The organism is Streptomyces sp. CBMA123, from assembly GCF_014596465.1.
GTDB lineage: Bacteria > Actinomycetota > Actinomycetes > Streptomycetales > Streptomycetaceae > Kitasatospora.
In genome coordinates, this window is sequence record NZ_MECK01000158.1 from 1 (window position 1) to 12,587 (window position 12,587).

14 protein-coding genes and 1 pseudogene are annotated in these 12,587 nt (G+C 72.7%); 10 read left to right on the forward strand and 5 right to left on the reverse strand.

Going from position 1 to position 12,587, the window contains the following annotated elements:
* A pseudogene (locus BG452_RS19200) lies at nucleotides 1-523 on the reverse strand (hypothetical protein); the annotation flags it as partial.
* Nucleotides 524-856: 333 nt separating this feature from the next.
* On the opposite strand from BG452_RS19200, the gene BG452_RS19205 reads away from it, so the two are divergent.
* Nucleotides 857-1,870, forward strand: coding sequence for a hypothetical protein (locus tag BG452_RS19205; RefSeq protein WP_188305568.1), 1,014 nt, complete (start codon nucleotides 857-859; stop codon nucleotides 1,868-1,870).
* Nucleotides 1,871-1,995: 125 nt separating this feature from the next.
* On the opposite strand, the gene BG452_RS19210 is transcribed toward BG452_RS19205, so the two are convergent.
* The gene (locus tag BG452_RS19210) at nucleotides 1,996-2,589 is read right to left on the reverse strand and encodes an isochorismatase family protein (protein WP_188305569.1); all 594 of its coding nucleotides are present in this window, start codon (nucleotides 2,587-2,589) and stop codon (nucleotides 1,996-1,998) included.
* Between the two features lie 293 nt (nucleotides 2,590-2,882).
* Nucleotides 2,883-4,199, reverse strand: a complete 1,317-nt coding sequence (locus tag BG452_RS19215) for a nicotinate phosphoribosyltransferase (RefSeq protein ID WP_188305570.1) — start codon at nucleotides 4,197-4,199, stop codon at nucleotides 2,883-2,885.
* Between the two features lie 140 nt (nucleotides 4,200-4,339).
* Between BG452_RS19215 and clpS the strand changes: the two genes are divergently transcribed.
* The 7 genes from clpS (at nucleotide 4,340) to BG452_RS19245 (ending at nucleotide 9,295) form a co-directional block, all read left to right on the forward strand.
* Entirely contained in the window at nucleotides 4,340-4,633 is a 294-nt protein-coding gene (gene clpS, locus BG452_RS19220; RefSeq protein ID WP_188305571.1) for an ATP-dependent Clp protease adapter ClpS, read from the forward strand.
* Between the two features lie 84 nt (nucleotides 4,634-4,717).
* On the forward strand, nucleotides 4,718-5,290 hold the full coding sequence (locus BG452_RS19225) for a DUF2017 domain-containing protein (protein ID WP_188305572.1): 573 nt from the start codon (nucleotides 4,718-4,720) through the stop codon (nucleotides 5,288-5,290).
* 303 nt (nucleotides 5,291-5,593) lie between these two features.
* Nucleotides 5,594-7,036, forward strand: a complete 1,443-nt coding sequence (locus BG452_RS19230; protein ID WP_188305573.1) for an amino acid permease — start codon at nucleotides 5,594-5,596, stop codon at nucleotides 7,034-7,036.
* A 101-nt stretch (nucleotides 7,037-7,137) separates the two neighbouring features.
* A complete protein-coding gene (locus BG452_RS19235) occupies nucleotides 7,138-7,569 on the forward strand; it encodes a Mov34/MPN/PAD-1 family protein (RefSeq protein WP_188305574.1) in 432 nt (143 codons plus the stop codon).
* 150 nt (nucleotides 7,570-7,719) lie between these two features.
* Entirely contained in the window at nucleotides 7,720-7,839 is a 120-nt protein-coding gene (locus BG452_RS47710) for a putative leader peptide (protein ID WP_317621128.1), read from the forward strand.
* Nucleotides 7,840-7,960: 121 nt separating this feature from the next.
* Complete coding sequence (locus BG452_RS19240) at nucleotides 7,961-8,239, forward strand: MoaD/ThiS family protein (protein ID WP_188305575.1); 279 nt, start codon at nucleotides 7,961-7,963, stop codon at nucleotides 8,237-8,239.
* Nucleotides 8,240-8,326: 87 nt separating this feature from the next.
* Nucleotides 8,327-9,295: a PLP-dependent cysteine synthase family protein gene (locus BG452_RS19245; protein WP_188305576.1), complete on the forward strand. Its 969-nt coding sequence runs from the start codon at nucleotides 8,327-8,329 to the stop codon at nucleotides 9,293-9,295.
* Nucleotides 9,296-9,360: 65 nt separating this feature from the next.
* Here the strand turns inward: BG452_RS19245 and BG452_RS19250 are convergent, their stop codons facing one another.
* Nucleotides 9,361-9,813 carry a type II toxin-antitoxin system PemK/MazF family toxin gene (locus tag BG452_RS19250; protein WP_188305577.1) on the reverse strand — a complete coding sequence of 151 codons (453 nt, stop codon included), beginning with the start codon at nucleotides 9,811-9,813 and terminating at the stop codon, nucleotides 9,361-9,363.
* A gap of 187 nt (nucleotides 9,814-10,000) precedes the next feature.
* Here BG452_RS19250 and BG452_RS19255 point away from each other — a divergent pair, with 187 nt between their 5' ends.
* Both BG452_RS19255 and BG452_RS19260 read left to right on the forward strand, forming a co-directional pair.
* Nucleotides 10,001-10,189 (forward strand): MerR family transcriptional regulator, encoded by a 189-nt coding sequence (locus BG452_RS19255; RefSeq protein WP_188305578.1) that lies wholly within the window; start codon nucleotides 10,001-10,003, stop codon nucleotides 10,187-10,189.
* Between the two features lie 209 nt (nucleotides 10,190-10,398).
* Nucleotides 10,399-11,145 (forward strand): MBL fold metallo-hydrolase, encoded by a 747-nt coding sequence (locus BG452_RS19260; protein WP_188305579.1) that lies wholly within the window; start codon nucleotides 10,399-10,401, stop codon nucleotides 11,143-11,145.
* Here BG452_RS19260 and BG452_RS19265 read toward each other — a convergent pair.
* On the reverse strand, nucleotides 11,094-12,461 hold the full coding sequence (locus BG452_RS19265; RefSeq protein ID WP_188305580.1) for an LLM class flavin-dependent oxidoreductase: 1,368 nt from the start codon (nucleotides 12,459-12,461) through the stop codon (nucleotides 11,094-11,096). The genes BG452_RS19260 and BG452_RS19265 overlap by 52 nt on opposite strands.
* Between the last annotated feature and the right edge of the window lie 126 nt (nucleotides 12,462-12,587).

Genomic DNA, 12,587 nt, shown 5'->3' on the forward strand with positions numbered 1-12,587 from the left:
GCTCGCACCGGCGGGTGCCGGGCGCCCCGGGGGTGTGGGTGCCCGTGGTGTGCGCACCTGCCGTATGCGTACCGGCCGCATGGCCGCCGGGGGCGTGGGAGCCGGTCGCATGCCCCCCCATGGTGTGCCCGCTGCCCGGGTGCGCCCCTGCGGTGTGCGTCGCGCCGGAGTGCGCCCCCGCCGCGCGCCGGCGGCGGCCGAGCTCGACCCGCTCGGCGTGTTCCTCGGCCGCCTGTCTAGCGGCCAGGTAGGCCTGCACGGCCGCCATGCCGTAGACCGGCTGGATGAGCTGGTGTCCCTTGAAGAAGGGTCTGGCCGGGGCGAACCCGGCGGCGACCACGAGGTCGCGGATCTCTGCTATCTCGGCCTCGCTCCGGGCGGTGAAGCGGACCTCCCAGCCCTTCTTGTACGTATGGCCCTTTTCACCGCTGCGGCGGGCCGGGTCCGGGCGGCGGACGTATCCGGGCAGACGGCCGAGGCGGAGCTGGGCCGCGCGGAGGCCGGCGGTCTCGTCACGTGACATGACGTAAGCCTAGGCAATCCGAGAGGTGCGATTGACGCCCGGAGGGTCCCTCGCCGTATGCCCTTGGTCACGCTGGGTCAGACGGCCAGGTCGGCGATCGTTTTCGATCAGATCCGATAGCCATATGAACGTCATTTACGCCAAATGAGTGAGGGTATGAGGACTTTAGTGCAGGCTGATCCCGGTTTCGCGACGGTTGCGTAACAGTGCGTCAGGCGGGCGCACATGGGTCGCGGGGGTTGGGGATGGTGGGCGCATGAGCGAACGAAGTGAGCGGGTCATCGAGGGCCGCGCATGGGCGAGCGCCCCTGCCGGGAGCGGTGGGGTGGGCGCATGAGTTACCGGATCCCCACGCCGCCGCCGTCCCTGGAGGAACTGGCGAAGCGTCAGCAGAACGTCGTCACCGCCAGTCAGCTGCGCGCCCGGGGCGTGCCGGCCCGGGTCATTTCCGGACACTGCCGCCGGGGCGGCCCCTGGCAGCGGCTGCTGCCCCGGGTCTACCTGCTGCAGTCCGGCGAGCCCACCCCGGAGCAGCGGATGTGGGCCGCGCTGCTGTACGCGGCGCAGAACGGCCGGGAGGAGGGCCGCCGCGAGGGTGCGGTGATCACCGGTACGGCCGCGCTGGCGCTGTACGGCTTCGCCGTCGTGCCCCGGCTGCCCGCGGTGACCGGGGTGGATGTCCTGGTGCCCCGGCAGCGCCGGCTCAAGGACGCCGGGGAGGTGCGGATCCGGCGCACCGAACGGGAGTTGGTGGCCCGCTCGGTGCACGGCCTGGCCTGCGCGCCGGTCGCCCGGGCGGTCGCCGACGCGCTGGCCGAGTGGACGGTGGACGGGGCTCCGGCGGGCGCCCCGGTGCCGGTGCGCGAGCTGCTGCGGGAGGCCGTGTCCCGCCCGGATAGCCGGTGCACGGTACGGGAGTTGGCCACCGAGCTGGTCGAGTCGGGGCTGACCGGGGAGCCCCGGGTGCGCGCCGCGCTGGACGAACTCCTGGCCGCCGAGCGGGACTTCGTGCTGGAGCGGGTCGACCGGCTGGTGGACGAGTGGCTGCTGCCCGCCCCGCTGGCCATCCCGGAGCTGCGGATGCGCGGCGGCACCTACATCGGCGTCCCGGACCTCTACTGGCCGGAGCGGGGCGTCGCGGTGGAGGTGGACTCGGACCTGCGCTGCGTCAGTGAGGGCGAGGCCGCCTGGGTACGGGGCGGCCAGCACCGGATGGAGTACCTGGGCATCCGGGTGGTGTACGTCTCCGGAGCCCGGCTGGCCGCCGACCCGGACGCGGTCGGCGGTGAGCTGCGCGAGGCCTACCGGGCCGGCGGGACGGACGTGGTGGAGCTGCTGGTGGTCTGAGTCCCGCCCGGCAGCACGCCTCGCGGCACGCCTCACAGCACACCCCGCGGCACGCCCGCAGCACACCTCGCGACCTGCCCGGCGGCTCGCCCGGCAGCCCGACCGGCGGGGCCCGGGCCGCGGGTTCAGGCGGGACGGACCACCGGCGCGCCGACCAGCTCGACCCCGGCCGCCCGCAGTTCCTCCAGCGCGGCGGCGGTGGTCTCCGCCGAGACCCCGGCGGTGAGGTCCAGCAGTACCCGGGTGGCGAAGCCGGCCCGGGCGGCGTCCAGGGCGGTGGCCCGGACGCAGTGGTCGGTGGCGATGCCGACCACGTCGACCTCGTCGACCTTGCGCTCGCGCAGCCACTCCACCGGGCCGCGGTCGTTCTCGTCCAGCCCCTCGAAGCCGCTGTAGGCCGCCGAGTAGGCGCCCTTGTCGAAGACCGCCTCGACCGCCCCGGAGATGACCGCGGGCGCGAAGTTGGGGTGGAAGCCCACCCCTTCCGTCCCGGCCACGCAGTGCACCGGCCAGCTGTCGACGTAGTCCGGTTCGGTGGAGAAGTGCGCGCCCGGGTCGATGTGGTGGTCGCGGGTGGCGAGGATGTGCCGGTAGCCGGGGGAGGACTCGGCGATCAGGTCGGTGATGGCGGCGGCCACCTCGGCGCCACCGGCGACGGCCAGGCTGCCGCCCTCGCAGAAGTCGTTCTGCACGTCGACGACGATCAGTGCCCGGTGCATGGCTCGCATCCTCGGATGTGGGGGCGGTGCGCCCCGGCGGCGGGGCCCTCGCGAACTCTGGGGGGCTCGGGAGGAACTCCAGGGGAACTCTACGGCTGACTCTAGGGAGTGGCGCGCGGGGGCGGAAGGCTTGGGGTCCGTCTTCGGACTCCCGCCGGCGGGTGGGAGCGAGGGGAAGTCCGGGGACGGGCCCCGCGAACCGCTGCCGGTCCGCGCGAACCGCTGCCGGTCCGCGCGGACGCCCGTCGGGGCGGACCGGGTGGGCCGGGCGGACCGGCCGGACCCGGAGCGGATCAGTCGATCAGCTCGGTGGGGATGACCGGATCCCCCTTGGAGAGCTGGGTGGCCGACAGCGGCAGCGCGGCCCGGGCCCGGACGTGCCGGTCGCGGGCGGCGGTCAGCGGCTCGCGGCCGATGGTCTCGCCGGCCAGCACCAGCGGCACCTGCACCAGGTGCGGCCGCAGCTCCTCGGGGACCGGCCCGGTGCCGACCACCTCGGCCTCGGCCACCCCCTCGGCGTCGGGCCGGCGGGCGGCCCACTTGCGGCCGCCGATGCTGGTCTTGCCGCCGGCCGCGCGCTTGGCCACCGGCACCAGCGGGCCGTCCGGGGTCTCGGCGCGGGCGACCAGCTTGTAGACCATCGCGCAGGTCGGGTGGCCGCTGCCGGTGACCAGGCTGGTGCCGACGCCGTAGCCGTCCACCGGGGCGGCGGCGAGGGCGGCGATCGCGTACTCGTCGAGGTCGGAGGTGACGATGATCCTGGTCTGCTCGGCGCCGAGCTCGTCCAGCTGACGGCGGACCCGGTGGGCGGCCAGGATGAGGTCGCCGGAGTCGATCCGGACCGCGCCCAGTTCGGGCCCGGCGACCTCGACGGCGGTGCGGACGGCCTCGCGCAGGTCGAAGGTGTCGATCAGCAGGGTGGTGCCCTTGCCCATCGACTCGACCTGGGCCCGGAAGGCGTCCCGCTCGCTGTCGTGGACCAGGGTGAAGGCGTGCGCGGAGGTGCCGGTGGTCGGGATGCCGTGGCGGTAGCCGGCCTCCAGGTCGGAGGTGGCGGCGAAGCCGGCCACGTAGGCGGCCCGGGCGGCGGCGACGGCGGCCTGTTCGTGGGCCCGGCGGGCGCCCAGCTCGATCACGGGCCGGCCGCCGGCCGCGGCGGTCATCCGGGAGGCGGCGGCCGCGATGGCGGAGTCGAAGTTGAGGATCGAGAGGATCACCGTCTCCAGGATCACCGTCTCGGCGAAGCTGCCCTCGACGGTGAGCACCGGTGAGCCGGGGAAGTAGACCTCGCCCTCGGGGTAGCCGTGGATGTCGCCGCGGAAGCGGTAGTCGGCGAGGAAGCGCAGGGTGTCGTCGTCGATCACGCCCTGGTCGGACAGCCAGTCCAGCTGGGCGGTGTCGAAGCGGAAGTTCTCGACGGCATCCAGCACCCGGCCGGTGCCGGCCATGACGCCGTAGCGGCGGCCGCCGGGCAGGCGTCGGGTGAACACCTCGAAGACGGAGCGGCGGTGCGCGGCCCCGCTGCGCAGGGCGGCCTGCAGCATGGTGAGCTCGTAGCGGTCGGTGAGGAGCGCGGTCGAACCGGCCGCGCGCACTGAAGTGGCGTCCATGCGGATGATGCTACTACCACTTAGCGTCAGAGTGACGATTTCTCGCGGCGCGACCTGGGTCGGAATCGCCCGGGTGTCCCCCGGATGGCAGCATGGGGCGTGAGGAGCAACGGACGAGTGTGCAGTGAGGAGGCCCGGCGGTGAGTGTCGCGCCCGTGGAGATCGAGCGCCCGGAGGTCGAAGGACAGCCGGTGACGGAACCGGACACGCCCTGGGTGACCATCGTGCACAACGATCCGGTCAACCTGATGAGCTACGTCCAGTACGTCTTCCAGGCCTACTTCGGCTTCCCGAAGGACAAGGCCCGGAAGCTGATGATGGACGTGCACACCAAGGGCCGGGCGGTGGTCTCCAGCGGCTCCCGCGAGGAGATGGAGCGGGACGTCCAGGCGATGCACGGCTACGGCCTGTGGGCGACGCTGCAGCACGACTGACCGCCCACCCGGCGCACAGCTGACTGACCGCCCGCCGGCCCGGCGGCGCGGCCGAAGACGACGAAGACGGGCTGACCGATACAGATGGCTGGGTTGTTCGAGAGCACCGGCGATGGCGGCGCGGCGATCGCGCTGGACGAGGTGGAGGCCTCCATCCTGCGCTCGCTGGAAGTGCAGATGCTGGAGCTGATCGGCCCCGGCCCGGGCGGGCCCGACGACGATCCGCTGGCGGCGCTGTTCGCCGAGGGGCCGAGCGAGGCGCCCGCCGACCCGGCGCTGGCCCGGCTCTTCCCGGACGCCTACGGCGGCCCGGGCGCGCCGGAGGACGACGAGACGCGGGTCGCCGCCGCCGAGTTCCGCCGCTACACCGAGCTGGACCTGCGGGCCCGCAAGCGGGACGACGCGCTCCAGGTGGTCCGGATGCTGGACGGCCTCGGCGGTGGCGGGATGCTCAAGCTGGCTGCCCCGGACTGCCTGCGCTGGCTGGGCGCGCTCAACGACCTGCGGCTGACCCTCGGGGCGCGGCTGGAGATCACCGATGAGGACGAGCAGGGCCTCTACGGGCTGCCGGACGGCGACGAGCGCAAGCCGCTGGTGATGGCCTACCTGTGGCTGGGGGCGCTCCAGGAGTCGCTGCTGGAGGCGATCACCGACTGACCGCGGGGCGGTTCCCGCCGCTCCGGCCGGCGTGCTCCGCCCGGCGTGCTCCGCCCGGTGTGTCCGCCTGGCGTGCTCCGGCAAGTGCGCTCCGGCAAGTGCGCTCCGCCCGGTGATCCTGCCCGCTTTCGGGCAAGCCCCGGCCGTTCCGTCCAGTATGTGGACAATCGGCCGGGGCATTTTTTCATAAATCGGGCAAAACCTAGCAGGGCATGCTCAAATATCGCTCAGATGAACACCGGTGTCCGGATCGGGCGTGGTACGACTTCTCCCCACAAACGAGACCCACCCAGGACGGTGACCATGGCCGAGCAGATCTACGACCAGGTGGTCGACGAAAAACCGGACGAGGAGGGCTACGAACGGGGGCTGGGCAGCCGCCAGATCCAGATGATCGCGATCGGCGGCGCCATCGGCACCGGCCTCTTCCTCGGCGCCGGCACCGCGATCTCCAAGTCCGGACCGAGTCTGATCCTCTCCTACGCGGTGGCGGGCCTGGTCATCTTCGTGATCATGCGCGCCCTCGGCGAGCTGCTCACCTACCGCCCGGTCTCCGGCAGCTTCGCCGAGTACGCCCGGGAGTTCCTCGGCCCCTTCGCCGGCTACGTCACCGGCTGGACGTACTGGCTGTTCTGGGTCGTCACCGGCATGGCGGAGACCACCGCCGCCGCCGTGTACGTCAAGTTCTGGGCGCCCGGCATCCCGCAGTGGGCCAGCGCGTTGACCTTCCTGGTCATCCTCTACGCGGCCAACCTGATCTCGGTGAAGCTGTTCGGCGAGATCGAGTTCTGGTTCTCCATGGTCAAGGTCACCGCCATCATCGGCATGATCCTGATCGGCATCGGCGTGCTCACCCTCGGCTTCAGCAAGGCCGGTGACACCGCGTCGATCACCAACCTGTGGCAGGACGGCGGATTCTTCCCCAAGGGCATCGGCGCCACCGTGATGACCCTGCAGATCGTCATGTTCGCCTACCTGGGCGTCGAACTCGTCGGCGTCACCGCGGGCGAGAGCGAGAACCCCGAGAAGACCCTGCCGCGCGCCATCAACACCCTGCCCTGGCGCATCGCGCTGTTCTACATCGGCGCCCTGGTCATCATCCTGTCGCTGGTGCCGTGGCAGGAGTTCCAGCCCGGCGTCAGCCCGTTCGTCGCCGCCTTCGGCAAGATCGGCATCCCGGCCGCGGCCGGCATCATCAACTTCGTGGTGCTCACCGCCGCCCTCTCCTCCTGCAACTCCGGGATGTACTCCACCGGGCGCATGCTGCGCGACCTCGCCCTGCGCGGCCAGGCCCCCGGACAGCTCACCAAGCTCAACAGCCGTCGCACCCCGGCCGTCGCGATCACCCTCTCCTGCGTGCTGATGGGCGCCGGCGTGGTGCTCAACTACCTCGTCCCGGCACGGGCGTTCGAGTACATCACCTCGGTCGCCACGGTCTGCGGGCTGTGGACCTGGGCGATGATCCTCATCGCCCAGATCCGCTACCGCAAGGCCTGGCGGGCCGGCCACCTGCCGCCGCCCACCTTCAAGGCCCCCGGCGGCGCCTGGGTCAACTGGGCGGCCCTCGCCTTCCTGGCCATGGTCGTGGTGCTGATCGCCCTGGACAAGGACAACCGGATCTCGCTGTACGTCTTCCCGGTCTGGGCACTGGTGCTGGTGATCGGCTACCAGGTGCTCCGCCGCCGCAACCCGCAGTCCGTCCACGGCCCCTCCCACGACCACCTGCACGCGGGCAGCGGCAGCTGACCCCGGGCCCGCCCCCACCCCGCGACCGGGTGGCGGACACCCGGTGACCGGGCCTCGGACGCCCCGGCGGACGCGCGCCGGGGCGTGGCATCCTGACCAGCATGCTGACCATCACCCGAGAACTCCGCGACCGGATCGTGGCCCACGCCCGCGCCGACCACCCGGACGAGGCCTGCGGCGTGGTCGCCGGACCGGCCGGCAGCGGCCGGCCCGAGCGGTTCATCCCGATGCTCAACGCGGCCCGCTCGCCCACCTTCTACGAGTTCGACTCGGGCGACCTGCTCAAGCTCTACCGCGAGATGGACGACCTGGACGAGGAGCCGGTCATCGTCTACCACTCGCACACCGCCACCGAGGCCTACCCCTCGCGCACCGACGTGAGCTACGCCTCCGAGCCGTTCGCCCACTACGTCCTGGTCTCCACCGCCGAGGGCAACGGCGAGGACGACCCCTACCAGTTCCGGTCGTTCCGCATCGTGGACGGAGAGATCACAGAGGAAGACGTCCAGGTCGTCGAGGCCCACCCGGCCTGACCGGCACCCACCTGGACGCGGCCCGCCGACCCTCCCCGAGCGGTCGGCGGGCCCGTGCCGTCCCGGCGGAATCCCATCAGTCGAAACGACAACATCCGGATCACGAGACGGGCATGTCGAAGCGGGCCCGGGAATCTATACGATGAGCCCATGCGTTCCGTCGATGTGAGCAACCAGGCCCCGGGCACCCGCCTCGTGGCGCGCCTGCACATCGACCTGTGCCGGCACGCCGGTGCGATCTGTCCCGGCACGCCCGCGCGCTCGCGCTGAGAGCCGCCCCGCCCCAACCGGGCCCCGCCACCTCCCCGGCGGCGCCGAGGCCCGGGCACCCTCCGCCCCGCCGCGCCCGCTGCGGCCCATCCACCTCCACGACTCGCACAGGAGCGCACCCATGGCCATCGAGGTCCGCATCCCGACCATCCTCCGCACCTACACCGACGGCGCCAAGGCCGTCGAGGGCAACGGCAGCAACCTCGGGGAGCTCTTCACCGACCTCGACGCCCGCCACCCCGGCATCGCCGCCCGCCTGCTCGACGGCGGCGAGCTGCGCCGCTTCGTCAACGTCTACCTGAACGACGAGGACGTCCGGTTCCTGGACGGCATCTCCACCGCCCTCGCCGACGGCGACAGCGTCACCATCCTGCCCGCCGTGGCCGGCGGCGCCCGCTAGGCCCAAGGCCCCCGGCTCCCCCCGCCCCACCGCCCCGCGGGGGGAGCCGACCCTCTTCACCCTCACCGCCGTGGCCGGAGGCCTCCCTTGCGATACGACAGTCCGCTCGAAGCCGTCGGCAACACCCCGCTGGTCCGCCTGCCGCGGCTGTCCGCCGCCGTCCCCGGCAACGACGGCGGCCTGGTGAGCCTCTGGGCCAAGCTGGAGGACCGCAACCCGACCGGCTCCATCAAGGACCGCCCGGCGCTGCACATGATCGAGCGCGCCGAGGCCGACGGCCGGCTCACCCCCGGCTGCACCATCCTGGAGCCCACCAGCGGCAACACCGGCATCTCGCTCGCCATGGCCGCCAAGCTCAAGGGCTACCGGATGGTCTGCGTGATGCCCGAGAACACCAGCGAGGAACGGCGCGAACTGCTCCGGATGTGGGGCGCCGAGATCATCCCCTCCCCGGCGGCCGGCGGCTCCAACACCGCCGTCCGGATGGCCAAGGAGATCGCCGCCGAGCACCCGGACTGGGTCATGCTCTACCAGTACGGCAACCCCGACAACGCGGGCGCCCACTACGCCACCACCGGCCCCGAGATCCTCGCCGACCTCCCGACCGTCACCCACTTCGTGGCCGGCCTCGGCACCACCGGCACCCTGATGGGCGTCGGCCGCTACCTGCGCGAGAAGGTCCCCGGCGTGCGGATCGTCGCCGCCGAACCGCGCTACGACGACCTGGTGTACGGGCTGCGCAACCTCGACGAGGGCTTCGTGCCGGAGCTGTACGACGCCGCGGTGCTCACCACCCGCTTCTCCGTCGGCTCCGCGGACGCCGTCCGCCGCACCCGTGAACTCCTCCAGCAGGAGGGCATCTTCGCGGGCGTGTCCACCGGCGCCATCCTGCACGCCGCGATCGGCGTCGGCCGCAAGGCGGCGGCCGCCGGGGAGCGTGCGGACATCGTCTTCGTGGTCGCGGACGGCGGCTGGAAGTACCTCTCCACCGGCATCTACACCGCCGAGTCCACCGAGGCCGCGGTCGAGGCCCTGCAGGGCCAGCTCTGGGCCTAGCCCTGCCCCAGGGCCCAGCTCTGCCCCAGGCCCAGCTCTGCCTCTGGGCCTGGCTGTCTCCGGGCCTAGCTTTGCAGGGCCCGCTGGGCCCGGGCCCAGACCTGCCGGTCGACGGCGCCGGCCCGGCGGCGGAAGGCCGACAGCGGCACCTCGCGCAGTTCGTCGGTCTCCAGCCAGCTGGTCCGGCCCTGCCGGTCGCCCACCGAACCGGGCGGCAGCGGCAGTACGCCCGGTCGCTCGGCGTGGTGCTTGCTGGTGATCTTCGCGACGGTGGCCGTCCGGCCGTGCACCCGCAGCACCAGGCAGGGGCGGTCCTTGGAGCCCGGGCCGTCCTCGAACGGCACCTCGGCCCACCAGATCTCCTGCGGCTCCGGGCCGGCCTTGGTGCTCGGGCGCGGCCGCGGGCCGGTGGGGCCGGTCGGCCGCGACGCCGGGCGGGTGCGCCTGACCAGCGCCGCCGCGACGGCTGCCAGCACGGCGACGCCCGCCAGCAGGAGAACGATCCAGATGCCAGTCATGCGGCGACCGTACCGGCCCGGTGGTGAACGCCACCACCGTGGCGGCTGTGACAGTTGAGCATTTGTCCGTAGGTTGCTCCCGGTTCGTCACGGATCCGCCACGACGCCCGTTCCGTCGGCTACGCTCCGGTGCCGTCCGGAAAGGCTGCCTCACGAACGTCCGCCCCCGCCCCCCGGAGGTGCTTTCGTGAGCGGGAACGAACTCTGGTCGTACGCCGAGATCGCCCGGCACATCAATGTCCGGCCCGAGACCGTCCGCAACTACCGGCGGCACGGGCTGCTGCCGGAGCCGGACGTGATCGACGGCAGCGGACACCCCCGCTGGTATCCCGGGACCATCCGGACCTGGGCCCGCAACCGCCCCCGGCACCGCTGATCCCACGCCGCCGCCCCCGCCCCGGCGGTCTGGGTGATTCCAGCCACAGCCCGGCACGGGGACGGGGGCAAAGCGCCGGTTCGCCCTTACCCTCAACACACCAATGCAGTGCCACCGGCCGGTCCACCGGCCCGGCCTGCGGTTTTCCATGCTGTTTTCGATGCCGTTTTCCAACAGCAGCCAGGACGTGTCGGGGCGGAGGGGCTCGGATGAAACTGACCGTGGTGGGGTGCTCGGGGAGCTTCCCGTCCGCCGACTCGCCGTGCTCCAGCTACCTGGTCGAGGCCGACGGCTACCGCGTGGTGCTGGACCTCGGCAACGGCGCCCTCGGCGCGCTGCAGAAGTACACCAGCCTGTACGAGGTCGACGCCGTCCTGCTCAGCCATCTGCACGCGGACCACTGCGTCGACCTGTGCGCCTACTGGGTCGCCCGCAACTACCGCGCCGAGGGCTGTCCCGAGCTGCTGCCGGTGTACGGCCCGGCCGGCACCGCCGAGCGGCTGGCCCGCGCGTACGACATGCCGGAGAACCCCGGAATGAAGGAGGTGTTCGAGTTCCGCACGCTCACCCCGGGCAGCGTCCGGCTCGGACCGTTCCGGGTCACCGTCGCACAGGTCAACCACCCGGTCGACGCCTTCGCCTTCCGGCTGGACCACGAAGGCCGCTCGCTGGTCTACTCCGGCGACACCGGCGAGAGCCCCGAACTGGTGGAACTCGCCCGCGACACCGACCTGTTCCTCTGCGAGGCCGCGTACCTGGACGGCCGCGACACCTACCAGGCGGTGCACCTCAACGGGCGGGAGGCCGGCGAGCACGCGGCCGCCGCCGGGGCCCGCCGACTCGTCCTCACCCACATCCCGCCGTGGACCGACGCCGAGCACAACCGCCGTGACGCTGCTGCCGTCTACCCCGGCCCGGTCGAGCTGGCCCGGGCCGGCGCGGTGTACGAGGTCTGAGCCACCGCCCCGACGTCGTCCGTCCTGGCCTGGCGCCGTTCGGGCACCGGGAGGCCGAGGTGGTCGCGCAGGGTCGGGCCGGTGTAGTCGGTGCGGAAGACGCCGCGTTCCTGGAGCAGGGGGACGACCCGGTCGACGAACTCGTCCAGGCCGCCCGGGGTGAGGTGGGGGACGAGGACGAAGCCGTCGGCCGCGTCGTTCTGCACGAAGTGGTCGATCTGCCCGGCGACGGTGGCGGGGGAGCCGATGAAGGACTGCCGGCCGGTCACCTCGATGACCAGTTCGCGGCTGGTCAGGTTCTTCTCGGCGGCCACCGCACGCCACCGTTCGGCGACGGCCAGGGGGTCGCCGAACCGGACCCGGCCCTGGACCAGCGCGCCGTCCGGGTCGGGGTCGACGGCGGGCAGCGGCCCGTCCGGGTCGTGGCCGGACAGGTCGACGCCCCAGACCTGCTCCAGGAAGTGGAGCGCGGTCTGCGGTCCGACCTGGGCCCGGCGGACCTCGGCGGCGCGCTCCTGGGCGTCGGCGTCGGTGTCGCCGAGGACGAAGGTGGCGGCCGGCATGATCTTCAGCTCGTCCGGCTTACGGCCGTATGCGGCCAGTCGGCGTTTGACGTCGGTGTGGAAGGCCTGGCCGTCGGCGAGCGTGGAGTGCCGGCTGAAGATGACGTCGGCGGCGGCCGCGGCGAACTCCCGGCCCTCGTCGGAGTCGCCGGCCTGGATGACCACCGGGTGGCCCTGCGGCGGGCGGGGCAGGGAGAGCCGCCCCCGGACCGCGAACTGTGGGCCGGTGTGCTCCACCGTGGCGCCCCCGGCGTCCCAGAACTTCCTTGCCAGTTCGACGAATTCGGCGGCCCGGGTGTAGCGGTCGGCGTGCGCCAGATAGCCGCCGCGGCGGAAGTTCTCCCCGGTGAAGGCGTCCGAGGAGGTGACCACGTTCCAGGCCGCCCGGCCGCCGGAGAGGTGGTCCAGGGAGGCGAAGCGGCGGGCGAGTTCGTACGGCTCGTTGAAGGTGGCGTTCACCGTGGCGGCCAGGCCGATCCGTTCGGTGACGGCGGCCAGGGCGCTCAGCACGGTGATCGACTCGGGGCGGCCGACCACGTCCAGGTCGTGGATGCGGCCCTTGGTCTCGCGCAGCCGCAGGCCCTCGGCGAGGAAGAAGAAGTCGAACTTCCCGCGCTCCGCGGTCTGTGCGAGGTGGCGGAAGGACGCGAACTCGATGTGGCTGCCGGAGGCCGGGTCGCTCCACACCGTGGTGTTGTTGACGCCGGGGAAGTGGGCGGCGAGGTGGACCTGCTTGAGCGGACGGTCCGTCATCGGGTCACCTCGGCCAGGGCGGGGGAGAGGGTGGGGGCGGGGGAGCCGGTGCCGGTGGGGGCGGCGGGCACGGTGGCGTAGCGGCCGGCCGGGCGGGCCAGGCCGAGGTGGTCGCGCAGGGTGCGG

Bases quoted from the DNA above. Each gene is read 5' to 3' on its own strand.
- BG452_RS19240 (WP_188305575.1), top strand. From the start codon at position 7,961: ATGGCCATCGAGGTCCGCATCCCGACCATCCTCCGCACCTACACCGAC.
- BG452_RS19260 (WP_188305579.1), top strand. From the start codon at position 10,399: ATGAAACTGACCGTGGTGGGGTGCTCGGGGAGCTTCCCGTCCGCCGAC.
- BG452_RS19205 (WP_188305568.1), top strand. From the start codon at position 857: ATGAGTTACCGGATCCCCACGCCGCCGCCGTCCCTGGAGGAACTGGCG.
- BG452_RS19225 (WP_188305572.1), top strand. From the start codon at position 4,718: ATGGCTGGGTTGTTCGAGAGCACCGGCGATGGCGGCGCGGCGATCGCG.
- BG452_RS47710 (WP_317621128.1), top strand. From the start codon at position 7,720: ATGCGTTCCGTCGATGTGAGCAACCAGGCCCCGGGCACCCGCCTCGTG.
- BG452_RS19210 (WP_188305569.1), bottom strand. From the start codon at position 2,589: ATGCACCGGGCACTGATCGTCGTCGACGTGCAGAACGACTTCTGCGAG.
- BG452_RS19250 (WP_188305577.1), bottom strand. From the start codon at position 9,813: ATGACTGGCATCTGGATCGTTCTCCTGCTGGCGGGCGTCGCCGTGCTG.
- BG452_RS19230 (WP_188305573.1), top strand. From the start codon at position 5,594: ATGGCCGAGCAGATCTACGACCAGGTGGTCGACGAAAAACCGGACGAG.
- BG452_RS19215 (WP_188305570.1), bottom strand. From the start codon at position 4,199: ATGGACGCCACTTCAGTGCGCGCGGCCGGTTCGACCGCGCTCCTCACC.
- BG452_RS19235 (WP_188305574.1), top strand. From the start codon at position 7,138: ATGCTGACCATCACCCGAGAACTCCGCGACCGGATCGTGGCCCACGCC.
- BG452_RS19265 (WP_188305580.1), bottom strand. From the start codon at position 12,461: ATGACGGACCGTCCGCTCAAGCAGGTCCACCTCGCCGCCCACTTCCCC.